Raw genomic sequence first — 25,441 nt, forward strand, 5'->3', positions numbered from 1 at the left:
TGTCCTGCTTCCCCGCAAAAGATGAATATTCACAAGCAGTCTAACACAACCGCGCGGCTGGCAAATCGGCACACGAATTCTTTTTCATCCCGCCCGTCCGCACCCCTTCCGACAATGTTGACAAGTACCGGGTGTTTCATGATCCTGAAATGACCAAGGGGAGTCCCGGCAAGGGGCTGAGATACCGCTGGCATGGGCCGACCATGCGCGCGGGGACCCTTCCGGGCGCACGATGCGTTCCGGGGAACCTGATCCGGCTCATACCGGCGGAGGGACTGGTGCAGACAATCGGCACGATGCGTCAGACCTGACGATACTGCGCACATGATCCATGTGCCGTTCCGGTTTTCTCCCCCACACCCCCTGTCGGAGAGAAAACGAGGAGCATTGTCATGACTACCGTTGCTTCGCCTTCATCTCCCGACCATGTCACCACCGGCCCCATCATGGGGTCCACCAAGGTCTGGTCCACGCCCGAAGGGCATGCGCATATCCGCGTACCCTTCCGCGAAATCGCCCTTGAACCCAGCGCCAACGAACCGCCTGTCCGGGTGTACGACACCTCCGGACCCTATACCGACCCGCATGCGCGGATCGACGTGCGCGCGGGACTGGAACCGGTCCGCACGCCATGGATCGCGGCCCGCAACCTGCCCACCATTACGCCACGCGCCGTCCGGCCCGAGGATAACGGCTTTGCCAAAGGCGAAAACCTGGTCCCTGCCTGCCCTGCGCCCCATACGGTGCATGAAGGCAGGCCTGGGCAGATGGTCACGCAGTACGAATTCGCCCGTGCCGGAATCATTACCGAGGAAATGATCTACGCCGCCCACCGTGAGAACCTTGGCCGCGCCACCATGGACGCAGGGGCCGAGGCACGCCGCGCCGATGGCGAGGATTTCGGGGCCGACATCCCCGCCTTCGTCACCCCGGAATTCGTACGGTCCGAAATTGCCGCAGGCCGCGCCATCCTGCCCGCCAACATCAACCACCCCGAACTCGAACCAATGGTGATCGGGCGCAACTTCCTGGTAAAGGTCAACGCCAATATCGGCAATTCGGCCGTGACCTCATCCGTGGCGGAAGAAGTGGAGAAGATGGTCTGGTCCATCCGCTGGGGCGCGGATACGGTCATGGACCTGTCCACCGGGCGCAACATCCACAATATCCGCGACTGGATCCTGCGCAATGCGCCGGTACCCATCGGCACGGTGCCGCTGTATCAGGCGCTGGAAAAGGTGGGCGGCGTGCCAGAGGACCTGACATGGGAAATCTTCCGCGACACGCTGATCGAACAGGCGGAACAGGGCGTGGACTATTTTACCATCCATGCCGGCGTGCGGCTGCAGCATGTGCCGCTTACGGTCAACCGGGTAACGGGCATCGTCTCACGCGGGGGGTCGATCATGGCGGGGTGGTGCCTGCACCACCACCGTGAAAGCTTCCTGTATGAGCATTTCGAGGAGATATGCGACATCATGCGCCGTTATGATGTCTCGTTCTCGCTGGGGGACGGCCTGCGCCCCGGCTCCATCGCCGATGCGAATGACGCCGCCCAGTTCGCCGAACTGGAAACGCTGGGTGAACTGACAAAAATCGCGTGGGCAAAAGGCTGCCAGGTCATGATCGAGGGACCGGGCCACGTGCCCATGCACAAGATCAAGGTCAATGTGGAAAAGCAGCTGCGTGAATGTGGCGAAGCGCCATTCTACACGCTTGGTCCGCTGACGACCGATATCGCGCCGGGGTACGACCACATCACATCGGGCATCGGTGCCGCCATGATCGGGTGGTTCGGCACCGCCATGCTGTGTTACGTTACGCCGAAGGAACATCTTGGCCTGCCTGACCGCAATGATGTGAAGGTCGGCGTCGTGACCTACCGCATCGCCGCCCACGCGGCCGATCTGGCCAAGGGGCACCCGGCGGCGCGCATCCGCGATGACGCGATCAGCCGCGCGCGCTTCGATTTCCGCTGGAATGACCAGTTCAAGCTATCGCTCGACCCGGATACGGCGTGTTCGTACCATGATGAAACGCTGCCGCGTGAGGCGCACAAGAACGCGCATTTCTGTTCCATGTGCGGCCCCAAATTCTGCTCCATGCGCATAAGCCACGACCTGAAGGCCAATGCACAGCGGCAGGCGGGGCTGGAACAGAAAAAGGCGGAATTCCGCAGCAACGGCAACCGGATCTATGTGCCGGTGGATGAAACGGCAACACCTGCGCAATAAGACATGGCCTGCCCCATGCCCGGTTGCATGGGGCAAAGCCGGTTACCACAAGACATGAAGGCGTTTTTGGTGAAGCTTTTTTCCAAAAGCTTCAAAGAATGCCGCCTTTTGAAAAAAGGCGGCACCCAAAAACTCCTGTTCTCCAAAACAATCTTCTAGCGGGAAATGGTGATGCAATCCGCATCGGACACCGGCGCTTCCGCTACCTTGATTTCCGCCGCCACACTGCCCGCCGCACGACGGATCATGAGGAACGGCCCCCACCAGGAACCGGCGATACGCCACTCCCCCTCGATCTCGCTTCCATCCGCGTTCAGCGTGCCTGTGTACAGCACGGCATGCTGGCGCACACCATCCTCATACGTTTTCGTAAAATGTACCCGGGTGCTGGTCCGCTCCCCCCGTACCGTGGCAATGAAGCATTCACCGGCATTGGCACCCGACGTGGCGCGCTCCGTCACCGTGCCACCTACATGACTACCGGTTTCGAACAGCGATGCAGAAAAAAACTCCGGCGTCAGTGTGTGGGGATAGCTGAACTGCCCGTCCCACTGTCCTGTTACATCCAGCATTTCTCCAGTCATCAGACCTGTTCTTTCCCTTAAAAATACCAAAAGTTCCGGGGTGCCGCCTTTTTCAGGAAGGCGGCATTTTTTCGAAGCTTTTTGTAAACAGCTTCACCAAAAAACTTTCCCATCTGGATACAGACGGGGCGGGACATGCCGTAACCGCATGACCCGCCCCCTGTCATGATGACCATCCGCCATGGCCAGGCGTGCAGGGCACACCGACCATGGCCGGAAGATCAGATAACCTTTTCCACCCAGCCATGGGTATCGGGCGCCGTGCCGCGCTGGATGCCAATCAGGGCGTTGCGCAACTTTTCGGTGACGGGACCGATACCCTTGCCATCGCCAATCACCACTTCGCCCTTGTGGCTACGGAAACGCCCGATGGGGGACACAACCGCCGCCGTGCCGCATGCAAACACTTCCTTCAGGCGACCGGACGCGGCATCGGCATAAAGCTGGTCGATGGCATAGGGTTCCTCACGCACGGTCAGGCCCATTTCACGCGCCAGGGTGAGCAGCGAGTCGCGCGTGATGCCACGCAGGATCGTGCCGGTCAGCGGCGGGGTGCCGACGGAACCGTCATCGAACACGAAGAACACGTTCATGCCGCCCATTTCCTCGATCCAGCGGCGTTCCACCGCATCAAGGAACAGGACCTGCGCACAGCCATGGCCCTTGGCTTCCTGCTGCGCCAGCAGGCTTGCGGCATAGTTGCCACCGCACTTGGCTTCCCCCGTGCCGCCGGGGGCGGCGCGGCAGAAATCGGACACCCACACGCTGACCGCCTCCGCACCGAAATACGCCCCCACGGGCGATGCAATGACCATGAACATGTATTCCGACGCAGGCTTCACACCCAGGAACGTCTCGCTCGCAATCATGTAGGGGCGGATATACAGGCTTTCATCGGGGTTGCCGGGCACCCATGCATGATCCACGCGCACCAGCTGGCGCACCGCCTCGACAAACACTTCATCAGGCAGGTCCGCCATCGCCAGCCGTTCGGCCGACTTGCGGAAGCGGGCCGCGTTGGCATAGGGGCGGAACAGGGTGATGCCGCCCCCGGCCGTACGGTAGGCCTTCATTCCCTCGAAAATTTCCTGCGCGTAATGCAGCACGGCCGCCGCCGGGTTCAGCGAAATCGGCGCATAGGGCTGTACGCGGGCGTCATGCCATCCCCTGCCTTCCACATAACGGATCATGACCATGTTGTCGGTAAAGACACGCCCGAAACCGGGATTGGCCAGGATCTCCGCCCGTCGCTGCGGCGAAACCGGTGATGTGCTGGGGGAAAGCGTAAAGGGAAGGGAAGTGGCGCAGTCCATAGCCGTCGTTTCTCTCTCATCATGGCGCTGGCGCGATATACAGGGCGCGCCCCTGCCCGCCACCAGATGCGGGCAACGTTAGCAGAAGTTCACCAGAACATTGTGCCGGTCAACCCCGGCGCATGCGCATGCGCCCTGCTTTTCATGCCTCACCCAGCATGAAACCAAGGGTCCGCAGCGCCTGTGGCAGATGTTCACGACCATGCAGCGCCTTCACATCACCCAGCCTTGCCACCACGCTTTCGCTCCATCCCCGCGCGGGCTGCCCCTGTGCCGCACGCGCGGCGCGCAGGCGTTCGTCATAGGCGTCGATGGTGGCGCGGTCATTGGCGGCGGCGGGATCGTACTGCTCGGCATGCAGGACGGCATGCTGCGGCAGGCGGGTGCGGATGGCGGTCGGCTTCTTGCGGTCGGGATAGCCCACGCTCATGCCGAATACCGCAAACGTACGCGCGGGCAAGCCCAGTTCCGCGGCAATGGCTTCGGGCTGGTTGCGTACCGCCCCCACATACACGATTCCCAGACCGTAGGATTCGAACGTGGCCGCCGCATTCTGCGCGGCGAAAGCGGTATCCATCACCGCGCCAAGGAAGGTATCCAGACAGTCCACCCCCGGCAGTGCCCGACCCTGTGCCTGCCCCACATGTTCCAGCCGCGACAGGTCGGCAATCCACGCAAGGAACAGCGGCGCCTGTGCAATGAAATCCTGATCCCCCGCGATTTTCGCCAGCCGGGCGCGACGGTCGGGGTCACGCACGGCGATCACGCTCCATGCCTGCAGGTTGCATGATGTCGAGGCCGACTGCGCCGCCGCCACCGCCGCTTCCACCACGCCTTCGGGCAATGGCGCCGGGCTGAAGGCACGGACGGAACGATGGGCCATGAGGCTGCGCGCCACCGGGCTTTCCGGCAGGGCACTGGCGGGCGGGCGGATGCCATAGCGCGCCTGCCACAACGCGTTCATGGAAGACAGGGCGGGAAAGGAAGAAACTGTGACGTCGGACATCGGCATGCCTCCTGCCTGTGCAATAGTGGCTGAAAAAGCAGCACACCACACAGCCCGCCCTGCGGGAAGCGTGGGAAGGTCACACCAGACCTGCGCTTTTTCATGTCAGCCCGCATACGGGGCACGACAGACAGAGGCGATTTGGAACCCGGTCGCAACCCGTTTTGAAATCCTTTTGTATATTCAACAATTTTCCAGACCGCGCGGCTTCACGATCATGCGAAATCACGCGGCTGTACATAGGAAGATGCACCTAAATCGGGCATGAAGGATGCATTGAACGTGGTCCCGCGTTCCATTTTCCCTTCATCATCACGGAAGACTGCCAGCATGTTCGATGCCCTCATGATCAGCCGCGCGGATGGCGTGGTCACGACCCGGCTGGAGCAGGTCGATCCCACGGCCCTGCCCGAAGGGGACGTGACGGTGGAAATCGATCATTCCAGCCTGAATTACAAGGATGCGCTGGCCATGACCCGTGGCGCGCCGGTCGTGCGCCAGTTTCCCATGATCCCCGGCATCGACCTGGCCGGGCGCGTGGTGCATTCCGATGATCCGGTTCACCGCCCGGGCGACCCGGTGCTGGCCACCGGCTGGGGTCTGGGCGAACGGCACTGGGGCGGTCTGGCCCGCATGGCGCGCCTGCCGGGGCGCTGGCTGCTGCCACAGCCTGCGGGCCTGACCGCGCGGCAGGCCATGGGAATCGGCACGGCGGGCTTTACCGCCATGCTGTGTGTCATGAGCCTGGAGGAAGGCGGGGTGACCCCCACCAGCGGCCCCATCATCGTCAATGGCGCAGGCGGCGGCGTGGGGGGCATGGCCATCATGCTGCTGGCGCAGCTGGGCTATCAGGTGACGGCGGTGACCGGGCGGCCACAGCTCCATGCCTACCTGACCGGGCTTGGAGCCACGGAGGTACTGCCGCGCGATACCCTCAGCCCCACCGGAAAGGCGCTGGAAACCGCGCGCTGGGCGGGGGGAATCGATGTGGTGGGGGGCGAGGCGCTGGCCACCATGTGCGCCTCTGTCCAGTACGGGGGCACGGTGGCGGCCTGCGGACTGGTGGGCGGGCTGACGCTGCCGCTGACGGTGGCGCCCTTCATCCTGCGCGGCATACGCCTGCAGGGAATCGACAGCGTGATGTGCCCGCGTCCACGCCGCATGACCGCATGGACCCGCCTTGCACGCGATATCGATCCCGCGCGGCTGGACAGCATGCTGCACGACGCACCCCTGGCCGACGCTATCGGGATCGCACCACGCATCCTTGCCGGTCATATCCGGGGGCGGACCGTCATCAATATGGGCTGATCCGTCCCTGAAAGACTTTTGCGATGCTGTTTTTTTAAAGCGGCCGCCGTTTTCCCAAGCTTTTTGAAAAAAGCTTCACCAAAAACTTTCTTATGATCCGCAGGATGTTTCCTGACTGGATTTTCAGGGCCATTTGGAATAATCGGCTGATAAATAAATCAGACGTTTCCGGAGGCCGCCTTTTTTCAAAAAGTCGGCTTTCCTGACCATACCTCAAGGAATGGTCCTTCAACACGCACAACAAAAAACGGCATGCCCACCGGGGCATGCCGTCCTTCATTCACCGTCGCGCCATCGCAGGCACGCCGCCCTGATTCAGTGGCAGGGGAAACCCAGCAGGTGACGGCCATCATGCACGAATTCATGCACGTAATGGCCGGAGATAAGGGAGGTCGCACCCTGCTCGGCCCCCACGAAATAGATCAGCAGCGACGCCAGGACGAGCCCGAACACACCCCACGGCAGCAGGTCGCGGACCGGGATGGAAACCTGCGGTGCAGCGACAGCGGTGCTGGACAGAACGGATGTATCTTGGCTCATACTGGTAACTCCATGGATCACGTGCGACCCGGAGCAGCATGCGGGGAACGCACCACATCAGGCCGCCCTTCCCATAACCGGATCTGGGTCCATGTTTCCAAAATTGACATGGAAGGTCAATCATTCCCTTGCATATCCCACCCCTTCCCCACACGCAGGGCGGCATGGCATGAACCAGACCCTGACCTGCATCGCGCTGCCCGTCCCCGCCTGCGTGCGCCATGGCGTTTTCCCGATGCATGGCGAAACATGTCCGCTGCCCGCCAGTCTTGCACGGCACATCCTGGATGCCGGACAGATCCTGTTTCCCCCCACCATGCCGGTTTTCGGCACAGACCCCGCCACGCCTGAACCGGCCCTGCACGCGCCGGATATGGGGGCATGGGCAGGACAGTCGTTAAAAGACCTGCCCCCCGCCGATCTTGCGCGCTGGATTGCCGATGCCGGTTTCGCCCCGCCGGGCGGGGAAAGCCGGGCGGCACACCTGCACCGCGTGGCCCGATGGCTTGAAACCCTGCCGCCCACACCCGCACGGGTCACGGTGGTGGCTGATACCACGGTCGTCCGTGCGATCGTGGTGGCCGCCCTTGGCGGAACCGCTTCCATGCTGTCGCGACTGGATATCGCGCCCCTGACCCGGACATGCCTGACCCGCCATGCGGCATGGCGCGTGGCTGTCTGTGGCGCACCACTGCCATGACCGCATGGCATGCGCCTGCACACCGGGTTTCTTTGACAGTGCGGGGATCAATCGTCTAAATCCGCCGCTGATGGTTCCCCCCCCGTGGGGGAGAATAGGGAAGACGGTGCGCCATACCGGCAATTCCGTCGCTGCCCCCGCAACTGTAGGTGGCTGTTTCCCGGCCCGGTCCGCGTCCTGCGGGCCAGCATGCGCCACTGGCCCCATGATCGGGACCGGGAAGGCCGCCGGGATCGAGGGCGCTGACCGCGGCACCCTCCGCCACAAGCCAGGAGACCTGCCATCATGTCCGCCCGCAGGTGGACATAACAGGACCGAATTCGATCGCATGGCCGGCGGGGTGCCCGGCACGCGACAGGCGACCGCCCTGCCCCCGCGCAGAACGCAAAGCCATGACCGTGCACCCCGCCCACCGCTGCCCGCGCGCAGCAACGCCGCGAAAGGGCATGCACCGTAATGAGCACTTCCGCACCATCCGAACCGACGGATCCCGGCCCCGTTCACCTGCATGTCTGCGTGACGTGCCGCCGTGGCCTGCCCGCATCCGACAACCCGCCCGGACGCCAGCTGCTTGATGCCATGCAGGCGCTGGCAGCGGATAATCCGCAGGTTGTAGTGCATGAGGTCAACTGCCTTGCCGCCTGCAATGACGGCTGCACCGCGGTGGTGGCCATGCCGGGCAAATGGGGCTGGCTGCTGGCCAATCTTGGCCCGGAAAAGGCAGCGGACCTCATGACCTATATCGCCGCTTACGGCGCGTCGCGCAGCGGCACCGTCATGCCATCGCGCCGCCCCGCCAGCCTGTCGGACATGGTGCGTGGCCGTTTCCCTACCGCCCTTTTTTCAGGAGCCTGATCGCCATGACCCCATCCACCACGGCCCCCGCCAAGGTACCCGTCACCGTCATCACCGGCTTTCTGGGGGCGGGCAAGACCACGCTGCTGCGCCACGTGCTGGCCAATGCAAAGGGCCAGCGCATTGCCATCGTGGTGAATGAATTCGGCACGCTGGGCATTGATGGTGACACGCTGCGCGCCTGCGGCGTGGAAGGATGCCGGGACGAGGATATCGTGGAACTGACCAATGGCTGCCTGTGCTGCACGGTGGCCGACGACTTCCTGCCCACCATGGAAGCGCTGCTGGACCGTGAGGCCCCGCCCGACCATATCGTGATCGAGACATCGGGGCTGGCGCTGCCCAAGCCGCTGCTCAAGGCATTTGGCTGGCCCACCATCCGCACCCGCATGACGGTCGATGGCGTGGTCACGGTCGTGGACGGCCCCGCCGTCGCCGCCGGCCGCTTTGCCGACGACCCTGAAGAAGTCGCCCGCCAGCAGGCCGCCGACCCGTCACTGGACCACGATAACCCGCTGGCGGAGGTGTACGAGGACCAGTTGCTGTCAGCCGACCTTGTGGTGCTGAACAAGACCGATCTCATGACCCCGGCACAGGCCGATGCGGTGGAAGCCTCCATCCGCGCCGAGATCCCGCGCGTGGTCAAGGTGGTGCGCGCGACCGATGGACAGGTTGACCCTGCCATCCTGCTGGGCCTTGATGCAGCGGCGGAAGACGACCTCGCCGCCCGCCCGTCGCACCATGATGCCGAAGGTGGCGAACACGAGCATGATGATTTTGAAAGCTTCGTCGCCCCCATCCCCGAACAGGACAGTGTGGAAGGCTTCATCGCCTGCCTGAAAACACTGGCCGAACAGCACGACATCCTGCGCATGAAGGGCTACGCCACGGTGCGTGGCAAGGCGATGCGCCTTGCGGTGCAGGGGGTGGGCAACCGCTTCCGCCACCAGTTCGACCGCGCCCTGACGCCGGGTGCACCGCGCACGGGCAGCCTTGTGGTCATTGGCCAGAAGGGCATGGACCAGTCCGCCATTACAGCAGCCCTGGCGCAGGGCTAGACGGCAGGCCAGCGGAAAACGGGGCAGCCACCATGCATCTGCTTGCACGTGAGGTCCGCACGCTGGAGGACGGCGAACAGGCGGAAGACCTGGGGCACGCCCCGGCGGATATCGTGTTCCTGTCCTTTTCGGACAGTGACCTTCTGTGCCTGAACGCGGCCCATGCGGCACAGGGCGCGCCAACTGCGACCCTGCGCACGGCCACGCTGTCGCGCCTGCTGCACCCCATGTCCATCGACCTGTACGTGGCCGATACGATCATGGAGTCGCGCTGCGTGGTGGTCCGGCTGCTCGGCGGCGTGGAATACTGGCGCTACGGTGCGGAAGAACTGTTGCGCGCGTGCCAGCAGGCCGGAATCCCGCTGGCCTTCGTGGCAGGCGACGGGCGTGATGACCCGCGTCTTGCCGCGCTTTCCACCGTGCCCGAATCCGTACGCACCCGTCTTGATACGCTGCTGCGCACCGGCGGCACGGCCAATATGCAGGCTGTCCTGCGGCTTATGGCGCATCTGGCCGGACGCGGGGCGGATGATGGAACCGCCCCTGTTCCCCTGCCGCCTGCCGAAGTGCTGCATGCTGCCGACCCGACACTACCGCTGCGGGCGATGGTGGTATTCTACCGCGCGCACCTGCTGGCGGGGGACATCGCGCCCATCACGCAGCTTGCAGCGCAACTGGCCCGCCACGGCATGGGGGCGGACCTTGTTTATGTCACGTCGCTCAAGAACCCCGATTCCGCGCGCGTCGTGGCCGCGCGGCTGGCGGCAAGCCCGCCGGATGTCATCATAAACGCCACCTTCTTTTCCGCCCGCGCGGGCGACGACAACCGCTCCCCGCTGGACCTTGCGGGCGTGCCGGTGCTGCAGGTGCAGCAGCCGGGCATTCCTTACACCGTATGGCGCGACAGCGTGCGTGGCCTGTCGCAGGCCGATCTGGCCATGCAGGTGGTGCTGCCCGAACTGGATGGCCGTATTCCCGCCTGCCCCATTTCCTTCAAGGAAGAAACGGCTCCCGGCCTGCCCGCGCGCCATGAACCCTATCCCGATGGCATCAACCTGACCTGCGCGCGCGCGGTGGGCTGGGCACGGCTGGGGCATGAACCGCCCGCCACGCGACGGGTGGGGATCATCCTGTCCGATTATCCCGGCGCGCAGGGTGCGCCCACGGGACAGACGGCGCATGCCGTGGGGCTGGACAGTTTCGCAAGCCTTGCACATATCCTGCGCCTGCTGCGCGACGGTGGTTACGATACGGGCCATGCCGCCCTGCCCACGCCGGACGCGCTGGCCCACATGCTGGCGCGCGCACCGGCACGGCCCTTCGTTTCCGTCGCCACATATCGCGCGTGGCTGACGGTACTGCCCGCAGCACTGCAGGATGCGCTGACGGCCTGCTGGGGCACGCCGGAAGATGACCCCACGGTCAGGGATGGCCAGTTCTGCCTGCGCCATGTCCATACCGGGCGTGTCCTCATGGCATTGCAACCCGATCGCGGGGCCACGACCGACCGGCATGCGGGTTACCATGACCCCGACACGCCGCCCCGCCATGCCTATGTCGCGTTCTATCTGTGGCTGCGCCATGAACGGCAGCTGGACGCCATGGTGCATCTGGGCACGCATGGCACGCTGGAATGGCTGCCGGGGAAGGCTGCGGCCCCTTCGGCCACGTGCTGGCCATCGGTACTGGCTGGCGGCATGCCCGTCATCTACCCCTTCATCGTCAACAATCCCGGCGAGGCAGCCGCCGCGCGGCGCAGACTGGGGGCCGTCACGATCGGCCACATGACGCCCCCCATCGTGCCTGTTGGCACGGCGGGGGCCGATACGGGCGATCTGGAGCGCCTGATTGACGAATATGCCGCAGCCGACGGGCTGGACCGCAGGCGGGGCGCGATCCTGCGCGGGGAAATCCTGCAACGCGCCGACAGCCTTGGCCTGCTGAATGAATCCGGCCTGACCCGCACGGATGACGAGGACGAAGCCCTCGCCCGGCTTGATGCCTATCTGTGTGACGTCAAGGATCTGCAGATTCGCGACGGGCTGCATGTATTCGGCAATCCGCCCCCGCGTGCGCCGGAACTGGCGCAGGCCATCGCACGATCATGCGGCGGGATGGCGACGGACGACATCACCCGGCACCTGCTGGCCTGCGGGGATGCCGAAAGCGCGGCGCTGCTGGCCGCCCTTGACGGGCGGTTTGTCCCGGCGGGACCGGCGGGCGCACCCACGCGGGGCCGGGCCGACGTGCTGCCCACGGGGCGCAACCTGTATGCCATGGACCCACGCGCCATTCCCACCCGCTCCGCCATGGTGCTGGCGCAGCGCACGGCGGCGCTTTTGCTGGAAGGGCACCTGCAGGATCAGGGCGAACCGCTGCGCAGCGTGGTCATCGACCTGTGGGGGTCGGCCAGCCTGCGCACGGGGGGCGAGAACCTGGCCCTTGCGCTGCTGCTGATGGGGGTGCGCCCGGTATGGGATGGCGCATCGGGACGGGTGACGGGAATCGAGATCATTCCCATGGCCGAACTCGACCGTCCGCGCGTGGATGTGACGCTGCGCCTGTCCGGCCTGTTCCGTGATGCCTTTCCGGGGCAGATCGCCCTGTTTGAACAGGCGGTACAGGCCGTGGCCGCACGCGGTTTCGAAGCCCCTGACCTCAATCCCCTGGCGGCGCAGGCGACGGGGCTGGACGGGACGACGTTGCAGGTCGCGACCGCCCGCATGTTTGGCGCGGCGCCGGGCAGTTACGGCACCGGGGTGGAAGACCCGCTGGCACATGGTGAATGGACGACACGGGACGATCTGGGTCAGGCATGGCTGAAGGGTTCGGCATGGACCTATGGCGGCGGGCGGGAGGGACAGCGCCAGCCCGACGCACTGGCCGCGCGCATGGCGGGGGCGGGGGTGCTGCTGCATGTGCAGGATAATGCCGAAACCGATATTCTGGAAAGTGCCGACATGGCCACCCATGAAGGCGGCATGGCGGCGGCGGCCAGCATGCTGGGCAATGCGCCGCGCCTGCTGCATGGCGATACCTCCCGCCCCGATGCGCCGCGCCTGCGCGCCACGGCACAGGAAGTGGCCAGGGTCACGCGCGGGCGGCTGGCCAACCCGGCGTGGCTGGCGGGCATGCGCCGCCACGGCTATCGGGGCGCTGCCGAAATCGCACGCGGGGTACAGGCCCTGCACGGGTTCGCCGCAACCGTGCCCGCACGCTTTGACCGGCAGTTTGACCTGACCTTCCGCGCCCTGCTGGATGATGTGGAAATGGACGCCTTCCTGCGCCATGCCAACCCTGACGCCCATGCCGCCATCCACCGCCTGCTGGCCGATGCCCTGCGCCGGGACCTGTGGCGGCCACGCAGCAATTCCGCCGCCATGCTGCTGGACCCGCAGCCATGACCATAGCCCCCACCGTGCGCGGCTGGTGCCCCGGCCTGCATACCCCGATGGAAGCGGCCGACGGCTGGCTGGTGCGTGTGCGCGCCCCGCTGGGCCGCCTGTCCGCGGCACAGGCCCGGCAGATCGCCCATGCGGCCCGGACCCATGGCAATGGGCTGATCGAACTGACCAGCCGGGGCAACCTGCAGCTGCGCGGCCTGACATCCGACAGCACCCGCGCCTTCGCCCGTGACATGCATGCGGCCGGTCTGGCCAGCATTGATGCCGCAACCGAGGCCCGGCGCGGGCTGCTGCTTTCCCCCCTGGCGGGAATCGACCCCAACAGCGCACCCGATGCGCCGCATGTGATCCACGCGCTGGATGCTGCCCTTGCCGCTGCCGATACGCTGTGCGGGCTACCCGCCAAATTCGTGATTGCGGTGGAATGCGGTGGACATATCCCGGCGGGTACGTTGCGGGGGGATATTGTTGCCCGCGCCACGGATACCGGATGGATGGTGGCGTGCGGCAATCGCGCCCTGGCCTGTGCCGGCGCGGATGTTGCGCGCATTGTTGTGGCCCTGGCGCATGCGCTGGCGGCGATGCAACCCGCCAGTCGTCCCCTGCGCGATCCCACGCTGGGGCAGGCCGCCTTTGCCCGCACCGGGATGGGCGATGCGATAACCGTCCCCGCCGCCCGTGCGCACCGGCCCGTACTGGCTGGCCCCCTGCCCGGTCATGCCATGGGGGTCGTACTGCCGCCCGGTCCCATTACGGCGGGCGTGTTCGAAGACATTGCACGGTGGTGCGACAAACGCGGCAACGGCCATATGCGCGTGGCCCCGTGGCGGATGATCGTGCTGGAACACTGCGCTGTACGGCCTGCCCTGCCCGGCCTGATTACGCGGGCTGATGATCCGCGCCTGCGTATATGGGCGTGCATCGGCACGCGGGGCTGTGCGTGCGCCGCGCGCGACGTCATTGCCGATGCCCGTGCGCTGGCCCCCGACCTTCCACCGGGTATCAGCCTGCATGTATCGGGCTGCGCCAAGGGATGCGCCCATCCGGCCCCGGCCGACATCACGCTGGTGGCGGGGCCGGACGGCTATGGCCTGTGCCCGCATGGCCGGGCGGACAATACGCCTGTGGACATCGGGCTTTCACTGGCACAGATACATCCGATCGTGCGGGGCTGGTCCCCGGCACGCACCGACGCCACCCCACGCCACGGGAGAACTGAACCGGCATGACCCCGCAGACGGAACCGTACGACTACATTCATGACGGGGCGGCGATCTATGCCCGTTCCTTTGCCATCATCCGCGCCGAAGCCGATCTGAGCGGACTGAGCGAGGCGGAAGCCCGCGTGGCCGTACGCATCATCCACGCCTGCGGCATGGTGGATGTGGTGAAATCCATCCGCATGTCCCCCGATTTCGTAAGCAGCGCGCGCACGGCCCTGCTGGCGGGCAAGCCCATCCTGTGTGACGCGAACATGGTCGCCCACGGCGTGACCCGCGCGCGCCTGCCTGCCGGCAACCCGGTCATCTGTACCCTGCGCGACCCGCGCACGCCGGTAATCGCCAAGGAAATCGGCAATACCCGCTCGGCCGCGGCAATGGACCTGTGGGGTGACCAGCTTGATGGCGCGGTGGTGGCCATTGGCAATGCGCCGACCGCCCTGTTTCACCTGCTGGAAATGATCCGCACGGGTGCACCCCGGCCGGCAGCGGTCATTGGCATGCCGGTCGGCTTTGTCGGTGCTGCCGAATCCAAGGAAGCCCTTGCGGAATTTGGTGACCTGCCATTCATCATCGTACGTGGCCGTCTGGGCGGCAGCGCCATGGCGGCGGCCACCGTCAACGCGCTGGCGAGTGAAGCGGAATGAACGCCAGTCCTGCTACGGGCCGCCTGTCCATCCTTGGCATGGGGCCGGGTGACCCGGAACTCATGACCGTCAAGGCTGCGCGCATACTGCGTGAAAGCCCGGCGGTGGCATGGTTCTGCCGCCATGACCGCCCCGGCCATGCCCGCCAGATCGCGGGCGACATGCTGCCCGAACAGGCCGAGATCCTGCGTTTCGCCTATCCCTTCACCACCGAAATCCCGGTCAGCGACCCGGCCTATCTTGTGCGCATGGCCGCGTTTTATGATGAATGCGCCGAACAGATCGCAACCCGCCTGCAAAATGGCCGGGACGTGGCCCTGCTGTGTGAAGGGGACCCGTTCCTGTTCGGATCGGCCATGTATGTGTTTGACCGGCTGCATGAACGTTTTGCCTGTACCATCGTGCCCGGCATTACCGCCATGGGCGGATGCTGGTCGGCGGCACGCCAGCCGATGGTGCATGGTGATGACGTGCTGTGCGTCATTCCGGGGACGCTGGATGCAGCAGAACTGACCACATGGCTGGAACGGGCGGATGCCGCCGTCATCATGAAACTGGGCCGCAATCTTGAAAAGGTACGCGACGCCCTGCGCCATGCGGGGCGCGAGGACCGTGCGATCTATGTCGAACGCGCGACCCAGCCGCAGCAGCGCTGGATGAAGCTGACCGACATGACGGGACCGGCCCCGTATTTCTCCATCATCCTGGTCCCCGGGCGGGAGGACGCGCGATGACGCGGACGGATGGGCGCATCTTCATCGTGGGGCTTGGTCCCGGATCGCCGGAACAGATAACGCCGCAGGCCAGTGCCGCACTGGCGCAGGCCACCGACCTGATCGGCTACGCGCCCTATGTCGCGCGGGTCGAGGCCGGGCCAGCGGTCGTGCGCCATGCCTCCGACAATCGCGTGGAACTGGACCGGGCACGCCATGCCATTGAACTCGCACTGGCGGGACGGACCGTGGCGGTCGTATCCGGCGGCGACGCGGGCGTATTCGGCATGGCCAGCGCGGTGTTCGAGGCCATCGACCATGGTCCCGTCGCATGGCGGGGGGTGGATGTCACGGTCATACCGGGTGTTTCCGCCGTGCTGGCCGCCGCCGCCCGGCTGGGCGCGCCGCTGGGGGGGGATTTCTGTGTCATTTCCCTGTCCGACAACCTCAAGCCACGTGAAGTCGTGCATCGCAGGCTGGCCGCCGCCGCGGGCGCGGGACTGGTCATTGCGCTGTACAACCCGCGGTCAAAGGCCCGGCCCGACCAGTTGGGCGAGGCGCTGGACCTGCTGCGCACCATCCTGCCCGGCGATGTGCCCGTAGCCTTCGCCCGCGCGATCGGTCGCCCGGATGAACGGGTTATCCTGACCGATATTGCCCAGGCCGATCCCGAACAGGTGGACATGAGCACGCTGGTGCTGATCGGCTGCCCGCTGACCCATGTGATTGACCGCGCGGATGGCGGCAAATGGCTCTATACCTCCCGCCGGGTGGAGGAGTCGTGCGCATAAAGGCGCTCCAGCCATGCCATGGCCCCCGCCGCGTCCGCCACGGTGGGGGCGGCGGCCACAGGCGGCCGGTCCACCATGATGACCGGCAGGCCGAGCGCGCGCGCTGCTGCCAGTTTGGCATAAGTGGCGGTTCCGCCCGAATTCTTGGTAACGATCACATCAATCCGTTCATCGCGCAGCAGGGCTTCTTCAGCCGCGGCATCAAAGGGGCCGCGCGCCTGCAATACCCGCGCACCGGGTGGCAGCAGGGATGCATCCGGCCGGTCCACACTGCGCAGCAGCCAGTCATGCACGCCTGCATGATGGAAGGGCAGCAGGTCCTTGCGCCCCACCGTCAGCAGCACACGACGCGGCGTACTGCCCAGCGCGCGGGCAGCGGCCTGCATATCAACCACCCGTATCCAGTGGTCCCCTTCAACTGGCGTCCAGCCGGGGCGTTCCACGCGCAGCAGCGCAATACCCGCCCGCGTACACGCCTGCACGGCGTTGGCGCCCATGCGCACGGCAAAGGGATGGGTGGCGTCAATGACCGCGTCAATCCGGTGCGCCAGCAGCCAGTCATACAGGCCATCCACCCCGCCGAACCCGCCAATGCGGACCGCGAGCCGGGGCAGCACCGGCGCGCGCGTAACCCCGGCGAGGGAAACCGTGGCATCAAAACGCGCGCGGGCATGTTCCAGCAGTCCGTAAAGCGCGCGGGCCTCCGTCGTGCCGCCCAGAACCAGAACCCGCATCTTTTCTCCCTCGCATGCAACGGGGCCTACGCATGACCACCCCATGGCTGCATGTTATCGGTATTGGCGAAGAGGGTGTCGAGGGGCTGCCCCCCGCATCCCGCGCCCTGATTGCGGGGGCCACGCTGGTGGTCGGGGGGTCGCGTCACCTGGCACTTGCGGCATCGGTGACAACCGGGCGCACGCTGGCATGGCCGCACCCCTTTGCCGATGGCATTGCCCAGGTGCTGGCCCATCGGGGGCAGCCCGTCTGCGTGCTGGCATCGGGGGATCCGTTCCTGTTCGGGGTGGGGACCACGCTGCGCCGTCATGTGCCGATGGGGGAAATGGCCTGTCATCCCGCGCCATCCTGCGTGGCGCTGGCGTGCAACCTGCTGGGCTGGGCGGAGCAGGACATAAATTTGCTGTCCCTGTGCGGTCGCCCGATGGAGGCCATGGCCCCTGCCCTGCAGCCCGGTGCGCGGCTGGTGGTACTGTCGGCGGATGAAGACAGCCCGGCGCGGTTTGCCCGCTGGCTGCATGAACGCGGTTTCGGGCCGTCCATCCTGCATGTGCTGGGTGCGCTGGGCGGGACAGGGCAGACACACCACACCGGCACGGTCGCGGACATGGCTGTGGCAGATGGGCCCCGTCCGCCCCGGCTGAACCTGATGGCGCTGGAAATCGTGGCCACGCGGGATGCGTTGGTCATCCCGTTGGCCTGCGGCCTGCCCGATGACCTGTTCGTCCATGACGGGCAGATCACAAAGCGCGAGATCCGGGCCGCGACCCTGTCCGCCCTTGCCCCGCGACGCGGCGAGGTACTGTGGGACATTGGCGGGGGATCAGGATCCATCAGCATTGAATGGATGCTGCGCCACCCGGCCAACCGGGCCGTCGCCATTGAAAAATCAGCCGACCGCCGGGCGCGTATCGCCCATAACGCCCTGAACCTGGGCGTACCCGGCCTGCATGTCGTGGCAGGGGAAGCCCCTGCTGTCCTGCCCACCCTTACAACCGATGGCCTGCCCCCACCCGACGCCATTTTCATTGGGGGAGGCATAAGCAATCCCGGCATGCTGGACGGTGCATGGCGCGCCCTGCGACCGGGCGGGCGGCTGGTCGCCAATGCCGTGACACTGGAAAGCGAGGCGGCGGTCATCGCCGCCCATGCCCGCTGGGGTGGTACGCTTACGCGCATGCAGGTGGAACGACTGGAGGCCATCGGGCGCTTCCACGGGTTCCGTCCCGGCATGACCGTGACCAGCTACGCTGTCACCCGCATGGCAGACGGGTCGGCATGATCGTCGCGGGACTTGGCCTGCGCAGCGGGTGTGCTGCGGACGTGATCCTTGACCTGCTGCGCAAGGCCCATGAACGCTGCGGCCTGCGGCCGGACCTTGTGGCCGTGCCCGCCTTCCGCTACCGCGAAGCCGGGCTGCAGGCCGCAATCACCCGGCTGGGCCTGACGCTGCGCGCCGTAACACCCGATGAACTGGCCGCCGCACAGCCACGCTGCATCACCCGTTCCGTCCGCGCGCAGGCGGCGTTGGGGGTGGCGTCGGTGGCGGAAGGCTGTGCGCTGGCGGCGGCGGGGGCACGGTCACGCCTGATCGTGCCGCGCCTGACCGGCACCCACGCAACATGTGCCATGGCACAGGGAGAAAATGCATGACCGTACATTTCATTGGCGCAGGCCCGGGTGCTGCCGACCTGCTGACCCTGCGCGGGCGCGACCTGCTGGCGAAATGCCCGGTCTGCCTGTACGCAGGCTCCATCGTGCCAACCGAAATGCTGGAACACTGCCCACCGGATGCACGGCTGGTGGACACGGCCCCCCTGACGCTGGACCTGATCGAAGCGGAATACCTCCGGGCCCATGCGGCAGGACAGGATATTGCCCGCCTGCATTCGGGCGACCTGTCGGTCTACAGCGCCGTGGCCGAGCAGATCCGCCGTCTGGACCGCCATAACATTCCATGGACCATGACACCGGGTGTGCCTGCCTTTGCCGCCGCCGCCTCCGTGCTGGGGCATGAACTGACGGTGCCCGAAGTGGCGCAGAGCGTGGTGCTGACCCGCGTCAGCGGCCGGGCATCAGCCATGCCGGAGCGGGAAAAGCTGGCGGCTTTTGGCGCGACCGGGGCGACACTTGCGATCCATCTGGCCATTCACGTACTGGACCAGATCGTGGCGCAGTTGACGCCGTTTTACGGTGCGGACTGCCCCGTGGCCATCGTGGCGCGGGCAACATGGCCCGACCAGTTGGTGCTGCGCGGCACGCTGGGGAACATCTGTGCAAAACTGGCTGAAAACCCGATCGAGCGCACGGCGCTGGTGCTGGTTGGCCGGGCGCTGGGCACGCATGATTTCCGTGAAAGCGCACTGTATAATGCCGATTATCACCGCCGTTTCCGGTCCTGACATGCTGCTGTCATCATGTATGGAAGAAAAGGAAACAGGTTTTCCCCAGACCTGAGAAACTTTTATGTTTATCAAGGCACTATTCTAGACTGAAGAAGGACCATACCGGGCTACAAGCTGGCCTGCGCGGTCGAACAGCAGCACATCCAGCATGCAGTCGCTTCCTGCCAGAACATCCCGCGCACGGGCCCATGCCCCACGCGCCACTGCCGGACCAAGGGGAAATCCCCCCTGCTGCGCCAGTGCGAAGGCGGCGGCGACGGAATGGGCCTGCGTAATGGCCGCCACCAGCATCTCTGGCGCCCCACTGCGGCGCGCCAGTTCCGCCAGACGGGTCATATCCGCCTGCCCCCTGCGCGAATGCAGGTCCAGAAACCCCTGCGCCAGCTTGGTCATCTTGGCCACGCCACCGCCAATGGTCACGCGGCCCACCGGGTGGCGACGCAGGTATTTCAGCAGGCCACCGGCAAAATCCCCCATCTCCAGCATGGCTTCTTCCGGCAGACCGTACAGCGCCCGCGTGGCCCGTTCCGATACATCGCCCGTACAGCCTGCCACATGCGGCAGGTCCAGCGCCCGCGCCACGTCCACGCCACGATGGATGCTGTCGATCCATGCGGCACACGAAAACGGCACGACAATGCCCGTTGTGCCCAGAATGGACAGGCCGCCCACGATTCCAAGACGGCCATTGAGCGTATGCCGCGCCATGTCCCGCCCACCTGCAATGGACACCGTGACCTGCACATCCGGCTCCCGTCCCGCCGTGTCACACAAGGCGGTACGGATCATGCGGCGGGGCACGGGATTGATGGCAGGTTCACCCGGTGGGATGGGCAGGCCGGGCAGCGTCACGGTCCCCACGCCGTCACCCGCCTGAAACACCACGCCGCTACCCGCCGGGCCACGGCGCACGTCCACGCGCACATGCGCGCCGTGGGTCACGTCCGGGTCGTCGCCCGCGTCCTTCACCACCGCCGCCCATGCGCCATCACCCGCATGCCCGTGGGCGGCCAGCGCAAAGGCCACATGCTGCCCACCGGGCAGGGTAATGGTCACCGGATCGGGAAATTCGCCCCCGCACAGCCCATTCCACGCGGCACGGGCGGCGGCGGTGGCGCAACTGCCTGTGGTCCATCCCCGGCGCAGGCTGGTATGGGTACGCTCCATCTGGGTGATCTTCTTTCCCTATGGGGGTAAAAGGTGGCTCCGCTCACCACGGTCTAGCAGGAACGGACACGATGACACGAGGGTTGATGATAGCCGCACCCCGATCAGGCGGCGGCAAGACCACGCTGACGCTGGCCCTGCTGGCCGCCCTGCGCCGCAGGGGCGTTGCGGTGCGCGGGGCCAAGACCGGGCCGGACTATATCGATCCCGCCTTTCATGAAGCACTGACCGGGCTTTCCAGCCTCAATCTGGATAGCTGGGCCATGCCATCCGCGCTGCTGGATGATGTCATGGCGCAGGCCTGTTCAGACTGCGAAATACTGGTGACCGAGGCCTCCATGGGGCTGTTTGACGGACTTATGGAGCCCCGTGGCGCCCGTGGCGCACCGGCGGATATCGCCGCGCGCTTTGACCTGCCGGTCATACTGGTGCTGGATATCTCGGGACAGGGGCAGTCGGCGGCGGCAACCGCGCTGGGCTTCGCCACGCTGGATCCGACCGTCCAGATTGCAGGCGTCATCCTGAACCGCGTCGGCTCCCCCCGCCATGCCGCCATGGCGACACAGGCCATTACCGCCACTGGCATACCGGTGCTGGGCGCGTTCGGGCGCGATACGCAGTTACAGATGCCCGAACGCCATCTTGGCCTGGTGCAGGCGCGTGAGCATGGCGGGCTGGACGAACTGGCGCACCGACTGGCCACACAGGCGGAACGCGAGCTTGACCTGGATGCCATACTGGCCTGTGCCCGGCCGCCACGTATCGCCCCCGCGGCGCCTGCGACCATCGCCCTGCCCCCGCCGGGACAGCGGATCGCGGTGGCGAATGATGCGGCCTTTTCCTTCCTGTACGCACATGTCGTGGCGGGCTGGCACCGGGCGGGGGCGGAAATCCGTCCTTTTTCACCGCTTGATGACGAAGGCCCGGATGAAGGATGCGATGCCTGCTGGCTGCCCGGCGGCTATCCCGAACTGCATGCCGGACGACTGGCAGCGGCAGGGCATTTCCGCCATGCGCTGGGACGGTTCGCGCAGACCCGGCCAGTGCATGGGGAATGTGGCGGCTTCATGGTGCTGGGGGAAAGCCTGACGGACAAGACGGGCGAAACCCACCGCATGACCGGCCTGCTGGGACATGCCACGTCCTTTGCCAGACGCCGCATGAACCTTGGATACCGTAGCGCCACCCTGCGCCATGACTGCGCCATCGGGCCTGCGGGCACCGTGCTGCGCGGGCATGAGTTCCATTACGCCACGGTTACCGACCCCGGCCCGGACGCGCCGCTGGCCAGCCTGCATGATGGCTATGGCATGGACCGTGGCACCGGCGGCGCACGACGCGGACATGTATCGGGCACGTTCTTCCATGTGCTGTCCACAGTGGAAACCATATCCTGACAGACAGTTCATCACCATCAGTTCATGGCCGGAGGTAATGGCAACATGCGGTCACGCGGTGGCATGACAGGCCAGACCGGGCGGAAGACCATGGGTCAGCATTCTTAATGCCACGTCACACCGTACGGGTTATGTCCCGGACAGCGCCATCCGGTTCCACACCCCTGCACGGCTTAAAGACTGTTTGAAAACAAATGGCTGATAAAAAACAATAAACATTTTCGGATGCCGCCTTTTTTTCAAAAATTCGGCGGTTTCCAAAGTTTTTTGAAAAAAGCTTCACCAAAAACTTCCTTATGATTTCTGGGTGTTTCCTGAGCTGACTTTCCAAACGGTCTCTTACCGAAAGATATATAAAATTGTTTTATATCAAGTGTATATGAAAACATGGCACGAAACGGGAACCCATCATCCTTTATTCGGAAATGGATGATGACCGGTATGAATGCAGGAAAATCGAGATTTATGGGGATGGACGCTTCGGCATTGCCGACAAAACGCGACCAGCAGGCGAAACATGGCTGGCCGACGTGAAATACCGCCCCTGTCTGAAATCAATAAAGATGAACAGTTTGAAGCCACGGAAATCAGCCGCACTGAATTCGAGAAAATATGGAATGGGTACAGCCATGGATTAGACAGCGGCAGGCATTCGGCCTGATCCGTACCCCCATGCCAGCACAGGCATGGGAAAGACCGGCCAGCGGCACCCACCATCCTGACAGCCTGCCGCACGGCGCGACCGGGACTGGCCGCCAGCACGGCGCCCGTGTCGTTACATGCGTCCCGGACATACCCGTACCCGCCATGGCGCAGGTATCGGAACAAACATGATGGACAACATTTCCACCAGTATTTAATAATAATTATCACTTACTGTTATTGTCCGGATAATTTCGCCTTATGCGACTGAGTGACCTGCCACGCGGAACCGACGCCGTGATTGACAGCGTTGATGACCACGGCAGCACCGACCCCGTGGCACAGAGACTGCGTGAACTCGGCTTCGTGCCGGGTGAGGCGGTGCGCATTGTCGCGACAGCCCCCCTAGGGGGTGACCCGCTGGCGGTGCGCATCGGCTTTACACGCTTTGCCCTGCGCCGCACGGAAGCAGCCCGCGTGAACGTACACACCGCGGGGGTGCAGGCATGACTGCCCTCAACATCGCGCTGGTGGGCAACCCGAACTGCGGCAAGACGGCGCTGTTCAACCTGCTGACCGGCAGCCGGCAGAAAGTGGCCAATTACGCCGGCGCCACGGTGGAACGCAAGGAAGGCTGGTTCACCACGCCCGCAGGCCGCACCGTGCGCCTGCTGGACCTGCCCGGCGCATACAGCCTGAACGCCACCAGCCCCGACGAGGCGGTGACCCGCGACGTCTGCGCCGGAACCTATCGGGGGGAGGCAGCGCCCGACCTGCTGGTCTGTGTTGCCGATGCGACGAACCTGCGGCTGCATCTGCGCTTCGTGCTGGAAATGCGTGCCCTTGGCCGCCCGGCGGTGCTGGCGCTGAACATGATTGACGCAGCACAGCGTGGGGGCATGGAAATCGACCTGCCGCGCCTGCAGGCTGAAATCGGCATGCCGGTGGTGCCCACGGTGGGCATCAGACGCGACGGGGCACGCAGCCTGCTGGCACAGCTTGATGGCGCACCACCGCCAGTACCCGTTCCGCTGCCTGCTGGCACGGACCTGCATGCAATGGTGCGCCAGATCCTGTCGGACTGCGTGACCCAGTCCACCCCCCTGTCCGACCGGGTGGAGGAACGGCTGGACCGCTGGGTGCTGCACCCGGTGTGGGGACCGGTCATCCTGATCGTGCTGCTGTTCTTCATGTTCCAGGCGGTTTTCGCCTGGGCACAGCCGCTGATGGACGGAATCGACGCGGGCATGGGCTGGCTGGGACAGCAGGTGGGGCAATTACTGCCTGATGGCGTGCTGCGCAGCCTGATCGTGGATGGCGTGATCGCGGGGGCTGGCAGCGTGGTGACATTCCTGCCGCAGATCCTGATCCTGTTTGCATGGATACTGGCGCTGGAGGAATCGGGGTACCTGCCCCGTGCCGCGTTCCTGCTGGACCGGCTCATGTCCTTTGCGGGACTGAGCGGACGGTCCTTCATCCCGCTGCTGTCCAGCTTCGCCTGCGCCGTGCCCGGTGTCATGGCCACGCGCACGATCCAGAATCCGCGCGACCGTCTGGTGACCATACTTATCGCGCCGCTCATGACCTGTTCGGCCCGGCTGCCGGTCTATACGCTGTTGATCGGGGCATTCATTCCCCATCGCAACATTGCCGGGCTTGTGAACCTGCAGGGGCTTGTCCTGTTCGGGCTGTATGCCCTGGGCATCGTGTCCGCCGTGGTGGTGGCGCGCGTGCTACGCTGGCGCAACCCCGACCGGCAGGAAGCCACCCTGCTTATGGAACTGCCGGCCTACCGGCTGCCCAATCCACGTGACCTTGCGCTGGGGCTGTGGGAACGGGCGCGTATATTCCTGATGCGCGTGGGCACGACCATTGTCTCGCTCACGGTGCTGCTGTGGGGGCTGTCCAGCTTTCCCGCCCCGCCGCCGGGTGCGCCGGGACCGGCCATCGACTGGAGCCTTGCAGGCCGGATCGGCCACCTGATACTGCCGATCTTCGCACCACTGGGTTTCAACTGGCAGATCTGCGTGGCCCTGATCCCCGGCCTTGCCGCGCGTGAGGTCGCGGTGGGCGCGCTGGCCACGGTCTATTCGCTGGGTTCCGGCACGGATACGGATCAGGCGGCCATCCAGCTTGGGCAGATGCTGCCCACACACTGGAGCCTGGCCACCGCCCTGTCGCTGCTGGCATGGTATGTCTATGCGCCGCAATGTGTCGCGACCCTTGCGGTCATCCGGCGGGAAACCGCATCATGGCGGGTGGTGGCGCTGGCGGCGGGATACCTGTTCGCCCTGGCCTATGTGGCGGCATTCCTGACCTACCATATCGCACGGATGTTCTGATGCACCTGGCCACACTGTTCCAGACGCTGCTGGCCTGCGGGCTGGTCGGGGCCTGTGCGCTGTACTGGGCAGGCCGGCTGTTTCCCCTGCTGGCGCAGAAGGGCTGGCGGCAGATGGCGACCGTGCTGCGGCATGTCCATGCCCCGTCCGCCCTGATCCGTCATGCCGACCGGCACGCAACCCCACGCACCGGCGGGGGCTGTGGCGGGTGTTCGGGCTGCAGTGGCAAAACCTGCGCGCCCGACAGGCCCGTCAGGTAAAGATACGCATTTTAGAGAAATGACCAGATGGATCAGTGCGACAGGATGGGGTATATAGACCATCCGGTTTGTCATGATTATGCGGCGCCATGGTAATTTTTTATATAAATTCAGAAT

Annotated in this window: 24 protein-coding genes, 1 pseudogene and 1 riboswitch; of the genes and pseudogenes, 19 read left to right on the forward strand and 6 right to left on the reverse strand. The window is 65.3% G+C overall.

The genetic code is table 11. From position 1 onward, the window contains the following. Positions 1-392: 392 nt before the first annotated feature. Entirely contained in the window at positions 393-2,234 is a 1,842-nt protein-coding gene (thiC, locus tag AC1RQ9_RS06350; RefSeq protein ID WP_485986047.1) for a phosphomethylpyrimidine synthase ThiC, read from the forward strand. A gap of 155 nt (positions 2,235-2,389) precedes the next feature. Here thiC and AC1RQ9_RS06355 read toward each other — a convergent pair whose 3' ends face one another. The 3 genes from AC1RQ9_RS06355 to AC1RQ9_RS06365 form a co-directional block, all read right to left on the reverse strand. Further along, on the reverse strand, positions 2,390-2,818 hold the full coding sequence (locus AC1RQ9_RS06355) for a hypothetical protein (RefSeq protein WP_485986048.1): 429 nt from the start codon (positions 2,816-2,818) through the stop codon (positions 2,390-2,392). A 221-nt stretch (positions 2,819-3,039) separates the two neighbouring features. Beyond that, complete coding sequence (locus tag AC1RQ9_RS06360) at positions 3,040-4,131, reverse strand: branched-chain amino acid aminotransferase (RefSeq protein WP_193733267.1); 1,092 nt, start codon at positions 4,129-4,131, stop codon at positions 3,040-3,042. Between the two features lie 142 nt (positions 4,132-4,273). Next, positions 4,274-5,137: a nitroreductase family protein gene (locus tag AC1RQ9_RS06365; protein WP_485986049.1), complete on the reverse strand. Its 864-nt coding sequence runs from the start codon at positions 5,135-5,137 to the stop codon at positions 4,274-4,276. 330 nt (positions 5,138-5,467) lie between these two features. On the opposite strand from AC1RQ9_RS06365, the gene acuI reads away from it, so the two are divergent. After that, a complete protein-coding gene (acuI, locus tag AC1RQ9_RS06370) occupies positions 5,468-6,448 on the forward strand; it encodes an acrylyl-CoA reductase (NADPH) (protein ID WP_485986050.1) in 981 nt (326 codons plus the stop codon). 315 nt (positions 6,449-6,763) lie between these two features. Here acuI and AC1RQ9_RS06375 read toward each other — a convergent pair whose 3' ends face one another. Continuing rightward, positions 6,764-6,988: a CbtB domain-containing protein gene (locus tag AC1RQ9_RS06375; protein WP_193733256.1), complete on the reverse strand. Its 225-nt coding sequence runs from the start codon at positions 6,986-6,988 to the stop codon at positions 6,764-6,766. A 169-nt stretch (positions 6,989-7,157) separates the two neighbouring features. Here AC1RQ9_RS06375 and AC1RQ9_RS06380 point away from each other — a divergent pair, with 169 nt between their 5' ends. The 8 genes from AC1RQ9_RS06380 (at position 7,158) to cobJ (ending at position 16,376) form a co-directional block, all read left to right on the forward strand. Further along, positions 7,158-7,688: a histidine phosphatase family protein gene (locus AC1RQ9_RS06380; RefSeq protein ID WP_485986051.1), complete on the forward strand. Its 531-nt coding sequence runs from the start codon at positions 7,158-7,160 to the stop codon at positions 7,686-7,688. 54 nt (positions 7,689-7,742) lie between these two features. Further along, positions 7,743-7,987: riboswitch (cobalamin riboswitch) on the forward strand. 157 nt (positions 7,988-8,144) lie between these two features. After that, positions 8,145-8,543, forward strand: a complete 399-nt coding sequence (locus AC1RQ9_RS06385; protein ID WP_485986052.1) for a DUF1636 domain-containing protein — start codon at positions 8,145-8,147, stop codon at positions 8,541-8,543. Positions 8,544-8,548: 5 nt separating this feature from the next. Next, positions 8,549-9,601, forward strand: coding sequence for a cobalamin biosynthesis protein CobW (cobW, locus tag AC1RQ9_RS06390; protein WP_485986054.1), 1,053 nt, complete (start codon positions 8,549-8,551; stop codon positions 9,599-9,601). Between the two features lie 32 nt (positions 9,602-9,633). Continuing rightward, a complete protein-coding gene (cobN, locus tag AC1RQ9_RS06395) occupies positions 9,634-13,005 on the forward strand; it encodes a cobaltochelatase subunit CobN (protein WP_485986055.1) in 3,372 nt (1,123 codons plus the stop codon). After that, positions 13,002-14,234 carry a precorrin-3B synthase gene (cobG, locus tag AC1RQ9_RS06400; RefSeq protein WP_485986056.1) on the forward strand — a complete coding sequence of 411 codons (1,233 nt, stop codon included), beginning with the start codon at positions 13,002-13,004 and terminating at the stop codon, positions 14,232-14,234. The genes cobN and cobG overlap by 4 nt, the downstream gene beginning before the upstream one ends. After that, positions 14,231-14,872, forward strand: a complete 642-nt coding sequence (locus AC1RQ9_RS06405) for a precorrin-8X methylmutase (RefSeq protein ID WP_485986057.1) — start codon at positions 14,231-14,233, stop codon at positions 14,870-14,872. The genes cobG and AC1RQ9_RS06405 overlap by 4 nt, the downstream gene beginning before the upstream one ends. Continuing rightward, the gene (locus AC1RQ9_RS06410; RefSeq protein WP_485986058.1) at positions 14,869-15,606 is read left to right on the forward strand and encodes a precorrin-2 C(20)-methyltransferase; all 738 of its coding nucleotides are present in this window, start codon (positions 14,869-14,871) and stop codon (positions 15,604-15,606) included. The genes AC1RQ9_RS06405 and AC1RQ9_RS06410 overlap by 4 nt, the downstream gene beginning before the upstream one ends. Then, positions 15,603-16,376, forward strand: coding sequence for a precorrin-3B C(17)-methyltransferase (cobJ, locus tag AC1RQ9_RS06415; protein ID WP_485986059.1), 774 nt, complete (start codon positions 15,603-15,605; stop codon positions 16,374-16,376). The genes AC1RQ9_RS06410 and cobJ overlap by 4 nt, the downstream gene beginning before the upstream one ends. On the opposite strand, the gene AC1RQ9_RS06420 is transcribed toward cobJ, so the two are convergent. Continuing rightward, complete coding sequence (locus tag AC1RQ9_RS06420) at positions 16,340-17,110, reverse strand: cobalt-precorrin-6A reductase (RefSeq protein ID WP_485986060.1); 771 nt, start codon at positions 17,108-17,110, stop codon at positions 16,340-16,342. The two genes, cobJ and AC1RQ9_RS06420, sit on opposite strands and share 37 nt — an antisense overlap. A gap of 32 nt (positions 17,111-17,142) precedes the next feature. On the opposite strand from AC1RQ9_RS06420, the gene cbiE reads away from it, so the two are divergent. Genes cbiE through cobM form a run of 3 tightly spaced genes read left to right on the forward strand, consistent with a single transcriptional unit; the run spans position 17,143 to position 19,513 of the window. Continuing rightward, a complete protein-coding gene (cbiE, locus tag AC1RQ9_RS06425; protein ID WP_485986061.1) occupies positions 17,143-18,393 on the forward strand; it encodes a precorrin-6y C5,15-methyltransferase (decarboxylating) subunit CbiE in 1,251 nt (416 codons plus the stop codon). Further along, on the forward strand, positions 18,390-18,764 hold the full coding sequence (locus AC1RQ9_RS06430; protein WP_193733245.1) for a cobalamin biosynthesis protein: 375 nt from the start codon (positions 18,390-18,392) through the stop codon (positions 18,762-18,764). Before cbiE ends, AC1RQ9_RS06430 begins: the two co-directional genes overlap by 4 nt. Further along, a complete protein-coding gene (gene cobM, locus AC1RQ9_RS06435; protein WP_485986062.1) occupies positions 18,761-19,513 on the forward strand; it encodes a precorrin-4 C(11)-methyltransferase in 753 nt (250 codons plus the stop codon). Before AC1RQ9_RS06430 ends, cobM begins: the two co-directional genes overlap by 4 nt. 84 nt (positions 19,514-19,597) lie before the next feature. Here cobM and AC1RQ9_RS06440 read toward each other — a convergent pair whose 3' ends face one another. After that, entirely contained in the window at positions 19,598-20,683 is a 1,086-nt protein-coding gene (locus tag AC1RQ9_RS06440; RefSeq protein WP_485986063.1) for a cobalt-precorrin-5B (C(1))-methyltransferase, read from the reverse strand. Positions 20,684-20,754: 71 nt separating this feature from the next. Between AC1RQ9_RS06440 and AC1RQ9_RS06445 the strand changes: the two genes are divergently transcribed. From AC1RQ9_RS06445 to AC1RQ9_RS06470, 6 genes and pseudogenes are all read left to right on the forward strand, one after another. After that, positions 20,755-22,080 carry a cobyrinic acid a,c-diamide synthase CobB gene (locus AC1RQ9_RS06445; protein WP_485986064.1) on the forward strand — a complete coding sequence of 442 codons (1,326 nt, stop codon included), beginning with the start codon at positions 20,755-20,757 and terminating at the stop codon, positions 22,078-22,080. 425 nt (positions 22,081-22,505) lie between these two features. Then, positions 22,506-22,741, forward strand: a pseudogene (locus tag AC1RQ9_RS06450) (DUF6881 domain-containing protein). Then, on the forward strand, positions 22,693-22,914 hold the full coding sequence (locus AC1RQ9_RS06455; protein WP_485986112.1) for a hypothetical protein: 222 nt from the start codon (positions 22,693-22,695) through the stop codon (positions 22,912-22,914). The pseudogene AC1RQ9_RS06450 and the gene AC1RQ9_RS06455 overlap by 49 nt, the downstream one beginning before the upstream one ends. Before the next feature lie 69 nt (positions 22,915-22,983). Continuing rightward, entirely contained in the window at positions 22,984-23,232 is a 249-nt protein-coding gene (locus AC1RQ9_RS06460) for a FeoA family protein (protein WP_010508194.1), read from the forward strand. After that, positions 23,229-25,064 (forward strand): ferrous iron transport protein B, encoded by a 1,836-nt coding sequence (gene feoB / locus AC1RQ9_RS06465; RefSeq protein WP_485986065.1) that lies wholly within the window; start codon positions 23,229-23,231, stop codon positions 25,062-25,064. Before AC1RQ9_RS06460 ends, feoB begins: the two co-directional genes overlap by 4 nt. After that, positions 25,064-25,324, forward strand: coding sequence for a DUF6587 family protein (locus tag AC1RQ9_RS06470; RefSeq protein ID WP_193733240.1), 261 nt, complete (start codon positions 25,064-25,066; stop codon positions 25,322-25,324). Before feoB ends, AC1RQ9_RS06470 begins: the two co-directional genes overlap by 1 nt. Positions 25,325-25,441: the final 117 nt, after the last annotated feature.

It is taken from the genome of Komagataeibacter ossonobensis, from assembly GCF_057359305.1.